Origin of the sequence: Streptomyces sp. NPDC048172 (genome assembly GCF_043202595.1) — a bacterium.
In the GTDB taxonomy this organism is placed as follows: domain Bacteria; phylum Actinomycetota; class Actinomycetes; order Streptomycetales; family Streptomycetaceae; genus Streptomyces.
The window spans coordinates 425,228-444,593 of record NZ_JBIDAT010000004.1; the positions used below are offsets into that span (position 1 = coordinate 425,228).

Annotated in this window: 15 protein-coding genes; 8 read left to right on the top strand and 7 right to left on the bottom strand. The window is 72.1% G+C overall.

The genetic code is table 11. From position 1 onward, the window contains the following. The first annotated feature begins 6 nt into the window (after positions 1–6). Entirely contained in the window at positions 7–525 is a 519-nt protein-coding gene (ybaK, locus tag ACGF3A_RS19710) for a Cys-tRNA(Pro) deacylase (protein ID WP_393731464.1), read from the top strand. A 287-nt stretch (positions 526–812) separates the two neighbouring features. On the opposite strand, the gene ACGF3A_RS19715 is transcribed toward ybaK, so the two are convergent. The 4 genes from ACGF3A_RS19715 to ACGF3A_RS19730 form a co-directional block, all read right to left on the bottom strand. Continuing rightward, a complete protein-coding gene (locus tag ACGF3A_RS19715) occupies positions 813–1,481 on the bottom strand; it encodes a hypothetical protein (RefSeq protein ID WP_393731466.1) in 669 nt (222 codons plus the stop codon). A gap of 89 nt (positions 1,482–1,570) precedes the next feature. Next, entirely contained in the window at positions 1,571–2,368 is a 798-nt protein-coding gene (locus ACGF3A_RS19720) for an ABC transporter permease (protein WP_393731898.1), read from the bottom strand. 328 nt (positions 2,369–2,696) lie between these two features. Then, positions 2,697–3,752 (bottom strand): ABC transporter ATP-binding protein, encoded by a 1,056-nt coding sequence (locus tag ACGF3A_RS19725; RefSeq protein ID WP_393731468.1) that lies wholly within the window; start codon positions 3,750–3,752, stop codon positions 2,697–2,699. Positions 3,753–3,885: 133 nt separating this feature from the next. Then, complete coding sequence (locus tag ACGF3A_RS19730; protein WP_393731470.1) at positions 3,886–5,211, bottom strand: NYN domain-containing protein; 1,326 nt, start codon at positions 5,209–5,211, stop codon at positions 3,886–3,888. A gap of 196 nt (positions 5,212–5,407) precedes the next feature. On the opposite strand from ACGF3A_RS19730, the gene ACGF3A_RS19735 reads away from it, so the two are divergent. Continuing rightward, positions 5,408–5,575 (top strand): hypothetical protein, encoded by a 168-nt coding sequence (locus ACGF3A_RS19735; protein WP_393731472.1) that lies wholly within the window; start codon positions 5,408–5,410, stop codon positions 5,573–5,575. Between the two features lie 226 nt (positions 5,576–5,801). Here the strand turns inward: ACGF3A_RS19735 and dnaE are convergent, their stop codons facing one another. Then, positions 5,802–9,347, bottom strand: a complete 3,546-nt coding sequence (dnaE, locus tag ACGF3A_RS19740) for a DNA polymerase III subunit alpha (protein ID WP_393731474.1) — start codon at positions 9,345–9,347, stop codon at positions 5,802–5,804. A 199-nt stretch (positions 9,348–9,546) separates the two neighbouring features. On the opposite strand from dnaE, the gene ACGF3A_RS19745 reads away from it, so the two are divergent. From ACGF3A_RS19745 to ACGF3A_RS19765, 5 genes are all read left to right on the top strand, one after another. Continuing rightward, positions 9,547–10,866, top strand: coding sequence for a DUF2252 domain-containing protein (locus ACGF3A_RS19745; protein WP_393731476.1), 1,320 nt, complete (start codon positions 9,547–9,549; stop codon positions 10,864–10,866). 90 nt (positions 10,867–10,956) lie between these two features. Continuing rightward, positions 10,957–11,661, top strand: coding sequence for a hypothetical protein (locus ACGF3A_RS19750; protein ID WP_393731478.1), 705 nt, complete (start codon positions 10,957–10,959; stop codon positions 11,659–11,661). Between the two features lie 130 nt (positions 11,662–11,791). Next, complete coding sequence (locus ACGF3A_RS19755) at positions 11,792–12,562, top strand: thioredoxin domain-containing protein (RefSeq protein ID WP_393731480.1); 771 nt, start codon at positions 11,792–11,794, stop codon at positions 12,560–12,562. A gap of 228 nt (positions 12,563–12,790) precedes the next feature. After that, positions 12,791–14,401 carry an alkaline phosphatase D family protein gene (locus ACGF3A_RS19760; RefSeq protein ID WP_393731899.1) on the top strand — a complete coding sequence of 537 codons (1,611 nt, stop codon included), beginning with the start codon at positions 12,791–12,793 and terminating at the stop codon, positions 14,399–14,401. A gap of 4 nt (positions 14,402–14,405) precedes the next feature. After that, a complete protein-coding gene (locus tag ACGF3A_RS19765; RefSeq protein ID WP_393731482.1) occupies positions 14,406–15,992 on the top strand; it encodes a serine/threonine-protein kinase in 1,587 nt (528 codons plus the stop codon). 18 nt (positions 15,993–16,010) lie between these two features. Here the strand turns inward: ACGF3A_RS19765 and ACGF3A_RS19770 are convergent, their stop codons facing one another. Continuing rightward, positions 16,011–16,586 (bottom strand): dienelactone hydrolase family protein, encoded by a 576-nt coding sequence (locus ACGF3A_RS19770; RefSeq protein WP_393731484.1) that lies wholly within the window; start codon positions 16,584–16,586, stop codon positions 16,011–16,013. A 116-nt stretch (positions 16,587–16,702) separates the two neighbouring features. On the opposite strand from ACGF3A_RS19770, the gene ACGF3A_RS19775 reads away from it, so the two are divergent. Beyond that, positions 16,703–17,746, top strand: a complete 1,044-nt coding sequence (locus tag ACGF3A_RS19775; RefSeq protein ID WP_393731486.1) for a mechanosensitive ion channel family protein — start codon at positions 16,703–16,705, stop codon at positions 17,744–17,746. Positions 17,747–17,756: 10 nt separating this feature from the next. Here ACGF3A_RS19775 and ACGF3A_RS19780 read toward each other — a convergent pair whose 3' ends face one another. Beyond that, positions 17,757–19,352 carry a Na+/H+ antiporter gene (locus ACGF3A_RS19780; RefSeq protein ID WP_393731488.1) on the bottom strand — a complete coding sequence of 532 codons (1,596 nt, stop codon included), beginning with the start codon at positions 19,350–19,352 and terminating at the stop codon, positions 17,757–17,759. Positions 19,353–19,366: the final 14 nt, after the last annotated feature.

Below are 19,366 nucleotides of genomic sequence, written 5' to 3' on the forward strand. Positions count from 1 at the left end.
CGGACCATGGCGAAGAAGAAGGCCAAGCAGAGCAAGCAGGCCAAGCAGCAGTCCGCGGCGACCCCGGCCACGGTCGCCGCGACGGAGGCGGGGGTGGAGTTCACCACCCACGCCTACGCGCACGACCCGGCCGCCGCCTCGTACGGCGAGGAGGCCGCCGAGGCCCTGGGGGTCTCCCCCGACCAGGTGTTCAAGACCCTCGTGGCAGACGTGGACGGCGCGCTGACCGTCGCCGTCGTGCCCGTCTCCGCCTCGCTCGACCTCAAGGCGCTCGCCTCGGCGGCGGGCGGCAAGCGCGCGGCGATGGCCGACCCGGCGGCGGCCGAGCGCACCACGGGCTACGTACGGGGCGGCATCTCCCCGCTGGGCCAGCGCAAGCGGCTCCCGACCGTCCTCGACGCCTCGGCCGGGGACCACGCGACCATCTGCGTCTCGGCGGGCCGCCGCGGCCTGGAGATCGAGCTCTCCCCGAAGGACCTCGCGACCCTCACGGACGCGGTGACGGCCCCGATCGCCCGCGCCTAGGGCGATCCTCGGGGTTGCGCCCCGCAGGGGCGCGGGGAACTGCGCGACAAGCCACGATGCACCCGCGCCCTGCGACGACGGGCAAGGGGCACCCTCGCGTCAGCCCGGCGGAAGAGGGTGACAAGGCTTCACGGCCCTCCCGATGTGCGCTACGACCAGAGGGACACTCCGGCCCACGGAGAAACGGGAGGGCTCATGTCCAAGCGCACCCGGAAGCGCCGCTGGCGGCTGAAGAAGGGCCGGGCGAACCACGGCCGCCGCCCGGCCTGAGAAGCCTGAGAACCCGCTCAGCGCTCCTCGGGGGGCGGTCCCAGCGGGGCCGCCCCCGCGTCGCGCAGCCACTGGACCACGGTCAGCGCGAGATGCGTGACCAGCGCGGCCAGCGGCCAGGCCAGCAGGGCGCCCTTGGCCTGGAGCTTCATCGGCGCGTCAAAGGTCGCGCCCTTGCCCGCCTCCTTGGCCGCGACGACCATGTCCGACTCGGGCCCGAGCCACACGCCGAGCCGCCAGGCGAGGAAGGAGCCCGCCAGCGCGCCGACGCCGAGCCCGACGACCAGGCCGACGCCGCCGAGCTTGCGGGCGTAGAACGCGATCGCGCCGGTCACCACGCCGATGACGACGCCGATCAGCAGGAAGCTCCCGTCGGCACCGAACGCCTCCTCGCCCTCGGGGTCCTTGAGGTAGACGGCCTTGCCATCGGTGAAGAGCGGCACCCGGGGAGCGAGCCAGACCCACAGCAGCGCGAACACCACGCCGACGGCGGCCACGCCGAGCCCGTAGAGCACCGCGTCGCGCACCTCGCGCCCCGGGGTCGCGCTCGCCTCGTCGTTGGGGCCCGGCGTCCACTCCGCGACGGGCGGCGGGAACGGGCCCGGACCCGGGCCCGGGGCGTCCTGGGGCGGCGGGCCCGGCTGCGAGGGGTCCTGGTTGTGGGAGGAGGGTGTCGGTACGCTCACCCCGCCATCGTGCCAGGCGCCACCGCTGCGGTGTGGGCCGACCCTCTCAGCGCAGGTCCCTTGCTGATGCCGTGGCCAGGCGCGGCGCTTCAGCGAACCGTCGCCCACCTGTAGGCCCGCGTCGCGACGGCCAGCGAGAGCACACCGACGGCCGCGCAGACGCCCAGGTCGAGCGCCACCACGCTCCAGTCGGGCCGCGCCTCGAACGTGTGCGCAAGCGCCTCGACCCCGTACGTCGACGGCAGTACGTCGCGCGCCCACTGGACGAGCAACGGCAGGTCGTCCCCCGGCAGTACGCCCAGCAGCAGCGCGGCGGACATGCCCAACTGGCCGCAGAGCGTGGCGAGTTCGGGCCGGGGCGCGAGCAGCCCCAGCGCGGCGCCGAGCCCGGCGAGCGCGGCCCCGGCGAGCGGGATCACGGCCACGAGCACCCACAGCCCGGCCAGCGGCAGCTGGAAGAGCAGGCTCCCGACGACGGCGCAGACCGCGACGCCGGGCACGGTGAAGGACGCGTACGCCGCCGCCGTCCCGAGCACCACCGAGGCGGGCGGCACGGGCAGCGTCGCGTAGTGGTCGAGGCCGCCGCTGGCGCGGAGCTGCCCGAAGTACTGCGCGAGGAGGTTCAGCGCCACGAACGCGACCACCAGCACGCTCGACCCGGCGACCACGGCCCGCGCCTCCGCGCCGCCGTCCACGACGCCGCGCATCAGGATCATGATGCCGAGCGACTGGAACGTCGCCACGAAGAGCAGCGGAATCCGCGCGACCCGCGCCCGCGAGAGCTGCGCCCGGTAGACGGCCCCGAGCGCGGGCCACAGCCGCGCAGGCGCGGCGAGCGCCACAGGCCCCTCGCCCCCCGCCGTCCCGGCCTCCGGATCCTCGGCCAGGGCGACACCGCCAGCCGGGTCCTGGGCCTCCGGCCGGACCCCGTCACGAGGCCGGTCCGGGGCGACCGCCCCGGCGGCCTCCGACGACTCGGCCGCCGAATCCTCGGCCAGGGCGACACCGCCGGAAGGCGGACCGTCCGGGTCCGGGGCCTGGGCCTGGGCCTGGGCCTCCGGTCGGGTCTCGTCGCTGGGGCGGTCCGGGTCGGGGGACTCCGCGGTGACCGCCCGGTTCTCCGCTGCGGCTGTGCTCACGTTGCGACTCCACCCCTCGGCTGCCCCGACGGCCGCGCCCGCTCCGGCGGCTTCGGCTGCCTCACCCTCGGTTCCCTCACGCTTTCACCAGACCCTCGGCCCCGTCGGTCCCCTCGGCCCGCCCGCCGAGTGCCACGTACACGTCCTCCAGGCTCGGCGTCGCCAGCCGGAAGTCGTCCAGCGCGGCGAAGGCCGGGCCGCCCGTCACCAGGGACACCGCCTCGCGCGCGGCCTCCGGCGTCAGCCGCAGCGTCCAGCGGCGCCCGGAGACGGCCGCGGTCGCGCCGAGCGCGGCGACCTCGGGGATGCCGACCGGCGCCGTCTCGCGCCAGACCAGTTCGAGCCGCACCTCGTCGCCGACGGTCGTCTTGAGCCCGCCGGGGGTGTCGCAGGCGATCACCCGCCCCCGGTCGATCACGGCGACCCGGTCGAGCACGGTCTCGGCCTCGATCACGTTGTGCGTCACCAGCACCACCGTCGCGCCGTACTCCGCGCGCCTGCGGTCCACGGCCGCCCACACGGCCCGGCGCGCGTACGGGTCCATGCCGGTGGTCGGCTCGTCCAGCACCAGCAGCGGGCGCTCGCCGACCAGCGCGGCGGCCACGCACGCCAGCCGCCGCTCACCGCCGGAGAGGCGCTTGAGCGGGCGGTCGGCGAGCGGGCCGAGGTCCAGCTCGTCGAGCACGTCGTCGCGGGCGCGGCGCGCGGCGGGCAGGTCGAGGCCGCGCAGCCGCGCGGTGGTCTCGGCGGCGAGCGCGACGGTCAGCTCGTCGAGGGCGCTGGACTCCTGCGCGAGGTACGCGAGCAGCCGCGCGGCGCGGCGCGGATGCCGTACGAGGTCGTGCCCGAGCACCTCGATGCCGCCCTCGTCGGGCCGCAGCAGCCCGGTGAGCTGGCGGACGAGGGTGGACTTCCCGGCGCCGTTGGGCCCGAGCAGTCCGAAGATCTCCCCCTGCCGGACGTCGAGCGTCACGCCGTCGCTGGCCCGTACGGCGGGCACCGCCGCGGTACGGCGACGGGCGCGGACCGGCGGATAGGTCTTGACCAGGCCGCTCACGCGCACGGCGGCCCGGGGCCGCGTCTCCACGCCTTCCACCGAGCCGTCCACCGCCTGCCGCATGCCCGTCATCACGAACTATGAGGGTACGCGCCCGGTCCCGTGCCCCTCTGCCGAGGGCGGCGTTCCCCGGCGATTCCCAGGCTTCTCCCAGCCCGTCCGGTACGTCCAGGAGTACGCCCGAACGTACGCCCGACCGTACGCCCGGTCATTCCCCGGCGGGCGCGTGCTCGGCCGAGGTGCCGGTACGGGCGTCGACCTCGCGCCAGAACCCCGCCCGGATCGCGTACCGGTCGTGCTCGTCGATCTGGTCGTCCTTGTGGGCGAGCAGGCCGAAGCGGGCCGCGTACCGGAGGAGTTCGCCGTCGATGCGGTGCGGGATGCGCGGGTACTCGCCGGAGAGCTGTTCCAGGTGCGGGGCGGCGGTGAGCCGCTCGATCCAGCGGCGTGCGAAGACCTGGCCGACCTCGAAGGGGTCGCCGCTGACGGCGGTGATGTCCTCCTCGCGGTCCGCCCAGCGCTGCTCGGCCGTGGTGAGCTGGGCCAGCATCGGCAGCGCGGCGACCTCGGCGGACTCGCCCGGCGCGGCACGCTCGACCCAGCCCCGGTCGGAGGACCAGCGCAGCGTGGCGCCCTGGGCGCCCGCTCCGGTCCCGGCGGCAACCGCGCCGTGGCCCGCGCCGGGGCGGGCGAGTCCGGCCAGGTCCTTGGGGGTGGGCACGCCCGCGCCGCCCGGGCCCTCGGCGCGCTGCGGGGGCGCGGCGGAGGAGGAGCTCTCCGCGGCCTCTCCGCCCTCTTCCGCCGCGCCCTCACCCTCGCGCTCCCTCTCCCGCGCGCCCGTGGCGTGCTGCCCGGCGGCGGGCTCGACGGCGTCCGGTGGCGGCGCGCCGCCCGTGCCGTTCTTGGCGGTCTCGGGGAGCGGGGCCGAGAGGATCGCGGCGATCTCGGGGCGGGGCGCCGGGGAGGGCTGGCAGACGCCGGTCAGCTCCTTGGCACGGACGACCCGGGTGATCCACGTACGGTCGAGCACCCGACGCTCGTCGGCCTCGGCGACCAGGTCCTCGGACTGGTTGTAGTCCCCGTCGGCGGCCTGGACGGCCCACAGGTGGACGGCGACGCCGTGCTCCTTGGCCGACATCAGCCCCGGCAGCAGATCGCCGTCGCCGGTGACGAGCACGATGTCGGAGCAGGCCCTGTTGCGGGCGAGTTCGGTCAGCTCCGCGTGCATGGCGGCGTCGACGCCCTTCTGGGCCCACCGCCCGTCGCTACGGGTCAGGGCGCCGAGCCGCACGGTCACCCGGGGCATCACGCGCAGCCTGCGGTGCTCGGGCTGGGGCACCCGGTCGGGCGCACCGTCGAACCAGTAGATACGCAGCAGGGAGCACTCGGTGTCGGCCTCGGCCTGCTCCCGCAGCGCCTGGATCAGCGCGGCGTGATCGACGCTGATGCGGGAGCGGGTCGGCTCACCGGCCAGCAGACTCGCGGCGGCACCCAACAGGTATCCGGCGTCCACGAGGACGACGCAGCGGTCCACGTTCCACCCACTCTCGGTCGGCTCCTTCGAGTCTGCCCGACCGTACGGGGGTTATCAGCCCGAACTCGATCATCGGCGTGGCGAACCCGGCGGGGCCACGGACCCTCTCACCCAGGGTAACTGCCCGAAATGCACCTCTTGTCGGACCGTGCAAGGCTGATCGCGGCCACTCGTTCGGAACCCCCAGGAGGCGATCATGGCCAAGAACAAGAGGCAGAACCGCGACGGCAAGCAGGCGCCCGCCTCGGAGCGCGGCAAGGAAGAGGCCCAGAAGACCGCCATGGAGGCCCAGTCCAGGTCGACCTCCGCCACCCCGGGGGACGTGGCCCGCAAGCACCGCGAGCGCCGCTTCGGCCACAACTGAGTCCGCCTGAGCGGTAGACCGGGGCTGAGAAGGGGCTGCCCCTCCCGTCCTCTGCAGACTGCGGGTCGGGGGTGGTTGCTCGCGCAGTTCCCCGCGCCCCTGACGGGGCGCTCCGAGGAGCGCCCCGTACCTCTAGGGGCGCGGGGAACTGCGCGACAAGCCACGACGGCGCCGCAGCCCGCATCGCACAGCAAGGGGCAGCCCCTGCACGGCCCCCGGTGCGGCGTCAGCTCGCCAGACAGGCGGGACCCAGAAGCTCCTTCAGGTCACCGAAAAGAGCGGGGTCAGGAGTCACCCGGTGACGGTCCAGGCGGAGCACCGTCGTCTTGCGGGCTCCCTGGAGCCGCACTCGGACCTCGCTCGCGCCCCGGTGCTGGGTCAGCACATAGCCGAGCTTCTCCACGAGCGGCGGGGTGATCTTGACGGTCGGGATGGTGATCGTGACCGGCGCGTTCGCCGAGGCGTCGCTCAGGTCGGGGATCATCAGCTCCATGGCGACGAGCCGCGGCACGTCCTCCCGCTTGTCGAGCCGTCCCTTGACGAAGACGACCGCGTCCTCGATGAGCTGCGTGGAGACGAGCTGGTAGGTGGCGGGGAAGAACATGCAGTCGATGGAGCCCGCGAGGTCCTCGACGGTCGCGATCGCCCAGGCGTTCCCCTGCTTGGTCATCTTGCGCTGGAGGCCCGAGATGATGCCGCCGATGGTGACGATCGAGCCGTCCGAGTAGTCCCCGCCGGTGAGCTGGGAGATGGCCGCGTCCGCCTTGTCGTTGAGCACGTGCTCCAGGCCGAAGAGCGGGTGGTCCGAGACGTAGAGCCCGAGCATCTCGCGCTCCTGGGCGAGGAGATAGGTCTTCTCCCACTCGTCCGGCGAGAACTCGACGTCCAGCCCGAAGCCGGGCCCGGAGTCCGCGGTGTCGTCCCCTCCCAGGTCGCCGAAGAGGTCGAATTGGCCCTCGGCCTCCTTCCGCTTGACCTGGACCACGTTGTCGATCATCGGCTCGAACTGGGCGGTGAGGCCCTTGCGGGTGTGGCCCATCTCGTCGAAGGCCCCGGCCTTGATCAGCGACTCGACCGTCCGCTTGTTGCAGACGACGGCCTCGACCTTGTCCAGGAAGTCGGGGAACGAGGTGTACTTCCCCTTGGCCTTGCGGCACTTCACGATCGAGTCGACCACGTTCTGCCCGACGTTCCGGACCGCGGTGAGGCCGAAGACGATCGTGGAGTCGTCGCGCGAGGTGAAGTTGGCCTCCGACTCGTTGACGTTCGGCGGGAGGACCTGGATGCCCATCTTCCGGCACTCGTTGAGATAGACCGCCGACTTGTCCTTGTCGTCGCGGACCGAGGTGAGCAGGGCCGACATGTACTCGGCGGGGTAGTTCGCCTTGAGGTAGGCGGTCCAGTACGTCACCAGGCCGTACGCGGAGGAGTGCGCCTTGTTGAACGCGTACCCGGCGAAGGGCACCAGGACGTCCCAGACGGCCTGGATCGCGGCGTCCGAGTAGTTCCGGTCGCGCATGCCCTTCTGGAAGTTCACGAACTCCTTGTCGAGAACCTCCTTCTTCTTCTTGCCCATCGCCCGGCGGAGAAGGTCGGCCTGACCCAGCGAGTACCCGGCGAGGACCTGCGCGGCCTTCTGCACCTGCTCCTGGTAGACGATCAGGCCGTGGGTGATGTCCAGGACGTCCTTGAGCGGCTCTTCCAGCTCGGGGTGGATCGGGGTGATCTCCTGCTGGCCGTTCTTCCGCAGGGCGTAGTTGATGTGCGAGTTCATGCCCATCGGGCCCGGGCGGTACAGGGCCGAGACGGCGGAGATGTCCTCGAAGTGGTCGGGCTTCATCATGCGCAGCAGGGAGCGCATGGGGCCGCCGTCGAACTGGAAGACGCCGAGCGTGTCACCGCGGCAGAGCAGCTCGAAGGTCTTGGGGTCGTCCAGCGGGAGATCGAGGAGCTTGAGGTCGACGTCCTTGTTCTTGCGGATCATCTTGACCGCGTCGTCCATGATCGTCAGGTTGCGCAGCCCCAGGAAGTCCATCTTCAGGAGGCCGAGCGACTCGCAGCTGGGGTAGTCCCACTGCGTGACGACCGTGCCGTCGTTCTTCGGGGAGAAGATCGGCGCGTGGTCGATGACCGGCTCGCTGGACATGATCACGCCCGCCGCGTGCATGCCCATCTGGCGGACCAGGCCCTCGATGCCCATGGCGGAGTCGATGACCTTCTTGACGTCCGGCTCGTTCTCGTACATCCCCCGGACCTCGCCCGCCTCGCTGTAGCGCGGGTGCTTGGGGTCGGTGATGCCGGAGAGCGGGATGCCCTTGCCCAGGACGTCGGCGGGCATGGCCTTGGTGATGCGGTCACCCATCGCGTACGGATAACCGAGGACGCGGGAGGCGTCCTTGATGGCGGCCTTGGCCTTAATCGTGCCGTAGGTGCCGATCATGGCGACCTTGTCGGAGCCGTACTTCTCCGTGACGTAGCGGATCACGTCGCCGCGCCTGCGCTCGTCGAAGTCGATGTCGACATCCGGCATGGAGATGCGCTCGGGGTTGAGGAACCGCTCGAAGATCAGCCCGTGCGTGACGGGGTCGAGGTCGGTGATGCCCATCGCGTACGACACGATCGAGCCGGCCGCGGAGCCACGGCCCGGGCCGACCGCGATGCCGTTGTCCTTCGCCCACATGATGAAGTCGGCGACCACGAGGAAGTACCCCGGGAAGCCCATGTCGATGATGACCTTCATCTCGTAGTCCGCGAGGTCCTGGCGGTCCTGGGGGACGCCGCCCGGGTAGCGGCGGTCCATGCCGCGCCGGACCTCCTCCTTGAACCACGACACTTCGTCGAAGCCCTCGGGGACGTCGAACTTCGGCATCAGGTTCTTCGGGACGAACATGCCCTCGGTCTCGACCCGCTCCGCGATCAGGAGCTGGGTGTTGCGGCACCCCTCCTGCCAGGCGTCGGAGGAGTCGATGGCATACATCTCCTCGGCCGACTTCAGGTAGTAGCCGGAGCCGTCGAAGCTGAAGCGGTTGGGGTCGGAGAGATTGCTGCCGGTCTGGATGCACAGCAGGGTGTCGTGCGCCGCCGACTCGCTCGCGTAGGTGTAGTGCGAGTCGTTGGTGACCACGAACGGGGCGTTGATCTTGCGGGCGATGCGCTCCAGGCCGTCGCGCGCCCTCTTGTCGATCTCGATGTCGTGGTCCATCAGCTCGACGAAGAAGTTCTCCTTGCCGAAGATGTCCTGGTACTCCCCGGCGGCCTTGAGGGCCTCGTCCTCCATGTCGAGCCGGATCTTGGTGCTGACCTCGCCCGAGGGGCAGCCGGTGGTGGCCATCAGCCCGTCCGCGTACTCCGCGAGGAGCTCGCGGTCCATACGGGGCTTGCGGAAGAAGCCCTCCAGGCTCGCGCGGGACTGGGCGCGGAAGAGATTGTGCAGTCCTGTCGCGTTCCGCGCCCACATGGTCATGTGCGTGTACGCACCGTTACCGGACACGTCGTCGCGCTTCTGGTGGGGGGTGCCCCACTTCACCGGACGCGTGTTCCGCCGGGTGTCGGGGGCGAGGTACGCCTCGATCCCGATGACCGGCGTGATGCCCGCGTCCTTCGCGGAGTGGAAGAAGTCGTACGCCCCGTGCAGATTGCCGTGGTCGGTCATCGCGATGTGCGACATACCCATCTCGTTGCACGCGTTGAACATGTCCTTCAACCGCGCGGCGCCGTCCAGCAGCGAATACTGAGTGTGCACATGCAGATGCGTAAAGGGCTGCTGGGTCACGACGAGGCACACCTCCGAGCACGGGCTTCCAGGACGACTGAGGAGTCTACGACCCGCCACTGACACCCCGGGGCACCCCGGGCACCTCGGACAGATCCCCGGGCGGGCACTCCGGCGGGGGCGAGTACGTTGACACCTCGGCCGCGCGTGACGTGCGGCCCCCGCATCCATCGGCGCACCCGGAGAGCATCCCTTCACCATGGCTGACGACACCGAGACCCGCGGCGAGCGCATCCTCACCGTCTTCGACACGGCCTTCGGCGAGCTGCTCGCCGCCGACCCGGCCGCGTTCCAGGTCAAGTTCCGCAAGATGGCGGCCTCCGCCTTCGCGTTCTACCGCGGCACGGCCTGCCTCTTCTACGCCGACCTGGACGACGAGCGGCACGGCGGCCCGTTCCTCGACGACAGCACAGGGCGCGTCTGGATCCACGGCGATCTGCACGCCGAGAACTTCGGCACGTACATGGACGCCCAGGGCCGCCTGCTCTTCAACGTCAACGACTTCGACGAGGCCTACGTCGGCCCCTTCACCTGGGACCTCAAGCGCTTCGCCGCCTCCCTCGCCCTGCTCGGCTACAGCAAGGCGCTCAGCGACGGGCAGATCACCGAGCTGGTGCGGATCTACGTCCGGGCGTACCGCGAGCGGATCCGGGTGCTCGCCTCCGGCGCCCGCGAGGCCGAGGCCACCGCGCTCAGCCTGGACACCGCCAGCGGCCCCGTCCTGGACGCGCTGCGCGACGCGCGGTCCAACACCCGATTCGGGCTGCTGCGCACCATGACCGAGATCCGCGACCACGAGCGCCGCTTCACCCCGGGCGGCGGCGCCAGCGAGCTGGACGACGACACCCGCCGCCGGGTGCTGACGGCCTTCGACGCGTATCTGGAGACCCTCCCCGGCACCACCACCTCCCGGCAGGGCGCCCACCGCGTCAAGGACGTCGTCGGGCGGCGCGGCATCGGGATCGGCAGCGCGGGCCTGCCCTCGTACAACATCCTGCTGGAGGGCCACAGCGACGCGCTGGAGAACGACCTGGTCATCTACATGAAGCAGGCCCAGACCCCGGCCGTCTCGCGCCACATCACGGACCCCGCCATCCGGGACTATTTCCAGCACGAGGGCCACCGCACCGTGATCTCCCAGCGCGCCCTCCAGGCGCACGCCGACCCGTGGCTGGGCTGGACGGAGCTGAACGGGACGGGACAGCTCGTCGCCGAGGTCTCGCCGTACGCGGTGGACCTCGACTGGTCCGACCTCGCCGACCCCGAGGAGATGGGTCAGGTCACCGCCGACCTCGGGCGCGCGACCGCGGCCATGCACGCGGCGGCCGACGAGGCGGAGAGCGGCCACAGCCTGGTGCCGTTCTCCACCGAGCAGGCCATCGACGCGGCCGTCGCCAAGGACGAGGAGGGCTTCGCGGACATGCTGGTCGACTTCGCGCACGCGTACGGCGCGACGGCCCGCAGGGACCACCAGATCTTCCTCGACCTGTTCCGTAACGGCCGGATACCGGGCCTGTAGGGCCCCAGGGGCCGTATCCCGGGAAAAAACTGGCGGACCCCGGACCCTTTAGGGGCCGCTTACCGGTTCGCATGGCAGACTCGGGCGACGATGGCGAGAGGTACGGCCGACATGGCGGCGGCAGGGATCAGGACAGCGAGGGCGGCGGTCTTCACCGCGCTCTGCGTCACGCTGTCCGCGGGCGCCCATGTCCTGCTCTCCGGAGCACCCGTCCCCCTCACCGCATTCGCGGCCATCGCCGCCGGAGTCTTCCTGCTCGCGTTCGCCTTCGCGGACCGCGAGCGCGGCTTCGCCGGGATCGCCGCCCTCCTCATCCCGCTGGAGCTGGCGGCCGACACGGTCTTCACCACGGGCCAGCACGCCTGTTACGGACAGGCGGGAGGCCCCGTCACCGGGCCGCTGCGCTCCGTGGGCGTCGATCTGCTCTGCGGCGGGGGCGGCGTCGGCACGCCGCTGGCCCGCATGGCCGCGCAGGGCGGCGGCGCGGGCCCCGTCCCGCTGGGCGCCGACCCCGCCGTGCCCTGGCTGCTGCTCGTCGCGCACCTGGGCGTCGGGCTGCTCGCCGCCGCCTGGCTGCGCCGCGGCGAGGCGGCCGTGGCCCGGCTGCTGCGCGCCGCTGCGGCGACCGCGTTCCGCCCGCTGCGGATCGCCTTCGCCGTCTGCCGCACGGCGGGCCCCGCGCGCCCCGCGCGCACGCCCCGCTTCCGGCCGGTCCGGATGCCGCGGACGCTCCCTCTGCTGACCCACTCCGTACACCGCCGCGGGCCGCCCCTCCTGGCCGCCTCCGCAGCGTGACCGCGCGCCCCGGGTCCCCGTAGCACGAGGGCCCCTCCGCCCTCCCGTGGCAGCGCGTGGTCCGCCCGTCCCCAGACCTCTACGCGCCGCGTCCGCGCGCCCGCGTACACATCCACGGAGAAGACCAGACATGAGCAAGCGCAACAGCCAGGAAGCCAAGCGTCAGGCGCGCGAGCGGCTGCGCGTCGAGCGCGAGAAGCAGGCCAAGAAGGAGCGGACCCGGCGGCAGCTGCTCGTCGCGGGCTCGGTCGTCGGTGTCCTCGCACTCGTCACCGGCGTCGGGGTCGGCGTCGCGAAGATGAACGAGAAGGAGTCCAGCGGCGCCGACATGGCCGTCACCACGGGCGGCGGCAAGGCCAAGAAGACGATCGACGTCTACGAGGACCTGCGCTGCCCGGCGTGCGCCCAGATGGAGCAGGCGATGGGAGAGGCGCTGCAGAAGGGCGCCGACGAGGGCAAGTACAAGCTGCGCATCCACCTCGGCTCGATCATCGACGACAACATGGGCGGCAAGGGCTCCAAGAACGCCGCGCGTGCGCTGGGCGCCGCCAAGGCCGTGAGCGTCAAGGCGTTCACGGAGTACCACAAGGTGCTGTACTCCAAGGAGTTCCACCCGCCGGAGCAGGAGGACAAGTTCGCCGACAACAAGTACCTGCTCAAGGTGTCGGACGAGGTCCCCGAGCTCAAGGACAACAAGAAGTTCGAGAAGGCGGTCAAGAGCGGCACCAAGTACGAGAAGTGGGCGAAGGACATGATCGCCAGCTTCAACGGCGCGGAGATCCAGGGCACGCCCACGATCAAGGTCGACGGCAAGAAGACCGAGCCGCAGGACCTGGTCAAGGAGCTGAAGGGGATGGGCGTTGACGTGGCGCCCAGCGGCGAGGGCGAGAAGAAGAAGTAAGGGTTCCGGAACGCGCGGACGAACGTCCCGAAAACAGCCGCGAGGGGCGGGCCACTTGGCGACAAGAGGCCTGCCCCTCACGCGTACCCGTACGTAACATGACTGCTCGTGACTTCCACGAGCCCCGAGAGACCCCAGACACCGACCGCTTCCTCCGCCTCCGAAGCCGACGCCGACACCGCCCCGCGCACGCCCCGCCGGCGCGCCGTCGTCGCCGGTGCCGCGGGCGTGACCGGCGCCGCGCTGCTGCCCCTGGCGGGCGTCGCGCCCGGCGCGAGCGCGGCCCCGGCCCCGGCCGACGCCGCCGGGAAGCCCGCCTTCGCGCACGGCGTCGCCTCCGGCGACCCGCTCCCCGACGGCGTCCTGCTGTGGACCCGCGTCACCCCCGAGCCCGGCGCCGTCCCCGGCTCCGGCAAGGGCGCCCCGGTCGAGGTCGACTGGGAGGTCGCCGCCGACAAGGAGTTCGCCAAGGTGGTCCGGCGCGGCTCCGCCAAGGCCGAGGCCGCCGCCGACCACACCGTGAAGGCCGACGTGCGCGGCCTGGAGGCGGCCACCACCTACTGGTTCCGCTTCACCGCCGACGGCGTCCGCTCCCCCGTGGGCCGCACGCGTACGGCCCCCGCCGCGGGCACCTCGGCGGACAACCTCCGCTTCGGCGTGGTCTCCTGCGCCAACTACGAGGGCGGCTGGTTCGCCTCCTACCGCCACCTCGCGGCCCGTACAGACCTGCACGCGGTGCTGCACCTGGGCGACTACATCTACGAGTACGGGACCGGCGAGTACCCCGAGGGCGACGGCGTCGTGCGCGGGGTCGAGCCCAAGCACGAGATCCTCTCGCTCGCCGACTACCGCGTCCGGCACGGCCACTACAAGGCCGACGCCGACCTCCAGGCGATGCACGCCGCGCACCCGCTCGTCGCGATATGGGACGACCACGAGTTCGCCGACAACACCTGGTCGGGCGGCGCGGGCAACCACGACCCGGCGACCGAGGGCGCCTGGAAGGACCGGATGGCCGCCGCCAAGAAGGCGTACTTCGAGTGGCTGCCGGTGCGCCCCTCCACCGAGGGCACGACCTTCCGGCGGCTGCGCTTCGGCGACCTGGCCGATCTGCACCTGCTCGACCTGCGCTCGTTCCGCGACGTGCAGGCGTCCGTGGGCGACGGCGGCGACATCGACGACCCGGACCGCACCCTCACCGGACGCGCGCAGCTCTCCTGGCTGAAGAAGGGCCTCACGGACTCCCGCGCCCGCTGGAAGCTCGTCGGCAACTCGGTGATGATCTCCCAGGTCGCGTTCGGCTCGGTGCCCGCGAAGTTCCTCGGCCCGCTCGCCGAGCTGCTGGGCGTCCCGAAGGAGGGCCTGGCCGTCAACACCGACCAGTGGGACGGCTATACGGACGACCGCCGCGAACTCCTCACCCACCTGCGCGACAACCGGATCCAGGACACCGTCTTCCTCACCGGCGACATCCACATGAACTGGGCCAACGACGTGCCCGTGAAGGCCGCCGACTACCCCGGCGAGGCGCCCGTCGCCACCGAGTTCGTGCTCACGTCCGTCACCTCGGACAACCTCGACGACGTGCTGAACGTCGCCCCCGACACCATTTCCGGCGTCGCCGAGGCGGCCGTACGCGCGGCCAACCGCCATGTCCGCTGGGTCGACATGGACTCGCACGGCTACGGCGTGCTGGACCTGACGGCGGAGCGGGCACAGATGGACTACTTCGTCCTGTCCGACAAGACCGACAAGAACGCCACGTCCGAACTCCGCCGTTCCTACCGGACGGTATCGGGCAGTCAGCGCGTCGAGCGAACGGATCAGCCCGTACGCTGAGCCCATGGCCGGGGGAGAGCGAGGACAGATCGTCGACAGCCGCTTCGAGTTGCTGGAGCGGCTCGGCAGCGGAGGCATGGGCCACGTGTGGCGCGCGCGGGACACCGCGCTGCACCGCGAGGTGGCCCTGAAGGAGGTCCGCCCCGCGGACCCCTCGCTCGACCCCGAGGAGGCCGCCGACTCGGAGGCGGGCAGGACGCTGCGCGAGCGCGTACTGCGCGAGGCGCGCGCCCTGGCCCGCCTCAGCGACCCGCGCGTGGTGACGATCCATCACATCGTGGACGAGCGCCCGTACCCGTGGCTCGTGATGGAGCTGCTGCCGGGCGACACGCTCCAGGACATGATCGAGGACGGGCCGCTGGAGCCACGCGAGGCGGCCCGTATCGGCCGCCAGGTGCTGGGCGCGCTGCGCACCGCGCACGCGGCCGGGATCCAGCACCGCGACGTGAAGCCCGCCAACGTGATGCTGCGCGCGGACGGTTCGCCCGTGCTGACCGACTTCGGCATCGCCGCGCTCCAGGGCTCCTCGACGCTGACGCAGACCGGCGAGTTCCTCGGCTCGCCCGAGTACATCGCGCCGGAGCGCATCCGCGGCACGGACGACGACCCCTCCAGCGACCTGTGGTCGCTGGGCATGCTGCTCTACGTCTGCGCCGAGGGCCACAGCCCCCTGCGCCGCCCCACGACGCTCTCGACGCTGGCCGCCGTCCTCGACGAGCCGCTGCCGGAGCCCGTCCGCAGCGGCCCGCTGGCGCCCGTCCTCACCGCGCTGCTCGTCCGCGACGTCGCCGCGCGGCCCGACGCCGAGGCCCTGGACCGGATGCTGGCGGACGTCGAGGAGGGACGGAGCGCCGTCTCGTACGTACCGACGGAGACGGCCCTGACCGCACCGCCGCCCCCGCCGCCCGGCCCCGCCGCCGCGCCGACCCCGCCGCAGCCGATGTCCTCCGCCTCCCCGCCGGTACGACGCCGGAGCCGGGCCCCGCTCGCGATCGTGGGCGCGGTCGTGGCGGCGGCGCTCATCGCGGGCGGCGCCTTCCTGCTGACGCGCTCCGGGGACGAGGGAGGAGGGGACGCGAAGGGTGACTCGACCTCCGCGCCCGCGACGGAGGAGCCCGCCGGGGAGAAGTCCTCCCCGGCTCCCACCAAGAGCGAGGACGAGGGGAAGGACTCCCCGAAGCCGGAGGAGCCGACGGAGCCGACCGACCCGGCGCCCACCACGAAGAAGCCGAACCCCCCGAAGCCGGGCGCGGGCGGCCCGCCGCGGAACAAGTGGGTGGCCCAGCTCGGCTCGGTCGCCAAGTCCGACGGACTGGAAGCCCGCGCGAAGATGCAGTCCAGGCTCGCTGCCAAGGCGGGCACCGTGCTCTGGCTCGACAGCGACAAGCGCGCCTCGCTGCGCCCCGGCTACTGGATGTTCTACCGCCCCGGCCCGTTCCCCAGCGGGAGGGCCGCCGCCGACTGGTGCGCGGCCAAGGGCCTGACCGGCTCCGACCAGTGCGTCGGCCGCTTCGTCAGCGACGACGCGGCCGACCGCCCGTACATCTGCCAGCCGCACGCCGGGAAGCCGACGGGCCGCTGCCGCCGCTGACGCCGCTGAACCGCGGCGTCAGTCCAGCGAGTCGAGGAAGCCGAGCGCCGTGTGCCAGGTGGCCTCGGCGGACTCCTTGTCGTAGTCGTCGAGCTCGTCGTCGGTGTAGAGGTGCCCGGCGCCCGGGTAGCGGTAGACCTCCACGTCGGCCCCTGCCCTGCGCATCAGCAGGTACCAGGCCGAGAGCCAGTCGTGCGGCTCGAAGGGGTCCGGGTCGGCGACGTGGAGCTGGACGGGCAGCTCGTCCACGGCGGCGTCCTCGGCGATGTCCGACGTGCCGTGCAGGAGCAGCAGCCCGCGTGCCTTCGCGTCGCCCAGCGCGAGGTTCTGCGCGATGGCGCCGCCCAGCGAGAAACCGGCGTAGACCAGCCCCTGCTCGGAGAGCGGGGCCGTCGCGGTGATCGCGCGCCGGAGCAGCTCGTCCCGGCCGAACTCGTCCTTCAGCTTCATCCCGGCCTCGATCGTCGGCGCCGTACGCCCGTCGAAGAGGTCCGGGGTGTGCACCTCGTGTCCGGCGGCCCGGAGACGGTCGGCCGCGCTGTGCACGGCCGGCCGCAGTCCGTAGACGGAGTGGAACAGCACGACGGTGGCCACGAGTGTCACATCCTTCACAAAGAGCGCCGTGGGAGCGCCCTACGTCGAGTTTCCCCTCATGGTGCCAGGTACGGTCTTCGGTGGCCTGCCCCCTCGGACCCAAGGAATGAGACGAGATGGAGAACGTACTGCGACCGGTCATCGTCTTCGGTGGCGCGCTCGTGCTGGCGTACGTCCTCGCCTGGGCCGTCGACCGGCTGCTGGTCCGCCTCGATGTGCGGCACCCCGAGACCCCGATGTGGGGGTTGCTGCGCCGCGGCCGGTTCCCGCTCCAGGCGGTTCTCTTCGTCGCGCTGGTCAGCGGCTTCTTCGACAGTACGAATCTGGCCAAGGCCGACCACAGGGAGACCGTCGACCTCTGGATGACGATCATCCTCATCGCGGGCTCGACCTGGCTGATCCTGCGGGTCGTCGCCGCCATAACGGAGACCATCGCCACGCGCTACGCGGGCTCGACGCACGACCCGGCCAGGGGCCGCCGGGTCCGCACCCAGCTCACGCTGATCCAGCGGCTGGTGACGGCGGTGGTGACGGTCATCGCGGTGGCCGCCGTCCTCCTCCAGTTCCCCGGCATGAAGACGTTCGGCACCTCGATGCTGGCCTCGGCCGGTGTGCTCGGCATCGTCGCCGGTATCGCCGCGCAGTCGACGCTGGGCAACCTCTTCGCGGGGCTGTCCATCGCGTTCGGCGACATGGTGCGGATCGGCGACGAGGTCGTGGTCGACGGCGAGATGGGCACGGTGGACGAGATCACCGTCTCCTACCTGGTCATCCTCACCTGGGACGAGCGCCGCGTCACGATGCCGGTCTCGTACTTCACGAGCAAGCCGTTCGAGAACTGGTCCCGCGGCGGTCCCCAGCAGACCGGCACCGTCTACCTCCAGCTCGACCACGCGGCGCCGGTGGAGAAGATCCGCGAGAAGACCGAGGAGCTCGTCCGCGCCAGCGACCACTGGGACGGCCGGAGCTGGAGCCTCGTGGTGACGGACAGCACCCCCACGACGATCGAGGTACGCGCCGCGATGACGGCCCGCACCTCCGACGACCTGTGGACGCTGCGCTGCCACGTCCGCGAGTCCCTCCTGACCTGGCTGAAGGACAACCACACCGAGGCCCTCCCGGGCATCCGCCGCACCGGCGAACCGGAGAAGACGTTCTGAGGCACGGCGGCTAGAAACCCCGGAAGCTGCGCACGTCGAGCTGGTGGAGGATGCGGTCGACGACCTCCGGGTCGACGCCGGGTTCGCCGCGGGCGGCCAGCACCTCGTGCCGTGCCGCCGAGAGCAGCTCGCCCTGGAGGCGGCGCATCTTCTTCAGGCGGGCGACCCGCTGCACATGGGCCGCGCGGCGCTCGTCGTCCACGATGTCGGGCGAGATCCGCGCGCCCACGTCCCACGCGCGCCGCGCCAGCGCCTCGGAGACCTCCTCCGGCAGGTCCTCGACCTCCTCGATCTCCTTCAGCCGGCGCCGCGCCGCCTTCGCGCACCGCATCGCCAACTGCCGCTCCAGCTCCCGCTCGGCGGCGCTGTCCGCCCGTACGCGGAGCCGCTTCACGAGCCACGGCAGCGTCAGGCCCTGGAAGACGAGCGTCACCAGGACCACGGCGAAGGCGACGAAGATGATCGCGTCGCGCCCGGGGAAGTCCGCGCCCGAGTCCACGCTGAGCGGCACGGCGAGCGCCAGCGCGACCGAGGCCACGCCGCGCATCCCCGACCACCAGACGACGACGGTCTCGCGCCAGTTCTCGGGGATGTCCTCGTCCAGGTCGTTGCGCCGGTGCAGCCGTTGGGCCAGCCACGCGGTCGGCAGCAGCCACATCAGCCGTACGAGCACGACGACGCCCACGACCGCCAGCGCGGCCGGGAGGAGCTGCTCCCACTCGTTCCGCACGGTCCCCACGACCGTGTGCAGCTCCAGGCCGATCAGCCCGAAGGCGACCCCGGTCACGAGCGTGTCCACGATCGGCCAGAACGTCTGTCCGGCCAGCCGCCCCTGCACGTCGTCGGCGTCGACCGCGTGCCCCGAGGAGAGATAGAGCGCGGTGACGAGGACGGCCAGCACGCCGGAGCCCATCAGCTCCTCGGCCAGTACGTACGCCGCGAAGGGCACCAGCAGCGTCAGCCCCGTCTGGAGCGTGGCGTCGCCGAGGTACCCCATCAGCTTGTTGGCGGTCCAGCCGAGCACGAGCCCGACGATCACCGCGACGACGCCCGACAGCACCAGCTCCCACGCGGCGCCGCCCAGCGAGAAGGAGCCGGTCACGGCGGCGGCGATGGCGACGTGGTAGAGGGTGATCGCGGTGACGTCGTTGAACAGCCCCTCCCCCTCCAGCGCGGAGACGAGGCGGCGCGGCAGCCCGACACTGCCCGCGACGGCGGTCGCGGCGACGGGGTCGGGCGGTGCGACGAGCGCGCCCAGCGCGACGGCCCCGGCGAGCCCGAGCCCCGGCACGAGCGCGTCGGCGACGAAGGCGACGACGGCGGTCGTCACGAAGACGAGGGCCACGGCCATCAGGAAGATCGGCCGTTTGTTCGCGGCGAACTGCCGCCAGGACGTGCGCTGGGCCGCCGCGTAGATCAGCGGCGGCAGCACGAGCGGCAGGATGTACTCGGGCGGCAGCGAGACGTTCGGGACCGACGGGATGAGCGCGAGCACCCCGCCGAAGATGGTCATGAGCACCGGCGCGGGCAGCCCGAGCCGGTCCCCGACGGGGACCATCACGACGGCGGCGAGCAGCAGTGCGAAGAAGAGGGCGAGCTGATCCACGGTTCCTGGGCCTG

Excerpts from the sequence above, each read along its gene's own strand:
- ACGF3A_RS19775 (WP_393731486.1), top strand. The coding sequence starts at position 16,703 with ATGGAGAACGTACTGCGACCGGTCATCGTCTTCGGTGGCGCGCTCGTG.
- ybaK (WP_393731464.1), top strand. The coding sequence starts at position 7 with ATGGCGAAGAAGAAGGCCAAGCAGAGCAAGCAGGCCAAGCAGCAGTCC.
- ACGF3A_RS19765 (WP_393731482.1), top strand. The coding sequence starts at position 14,406 with ATGGCCGGGGGAGAGCGAGGACAGATCGTCGACAGCCGCTTCGAGTTG.
- ACGF3A_RS19745 (WP_393731476.1), top strand. The coding sequence starts at position 9,547 with ATGGCTGACGACACCGAGACCCGCGGCGAGCGCATCCTCACCGTCTTC.
- ACGF3A_RS19735 (WP_393731472.1), top strand. The coding sequence starts at position 5,408 with ATGGCCAAGAACAAGAGGCAGAACCGCGACGGCAAGCAGGCGCCCGCC.
- ACGF3A_RS19755 (WP_393731480.1), top strand. The coding sequence starts at position 11,792 with ATGAGCAAGCGCAACAGCCAGGAAGCCAAGCGTCAGGCGCGCGAGCGG.
- ACGF3A_RS19750 (WP_393731478.1), top strand. The coding sequence starts at position 10,957 with ATGGCGAGAGGTACGGCCGACATGGCGGCGGCAGGGATCAGGACAGCG.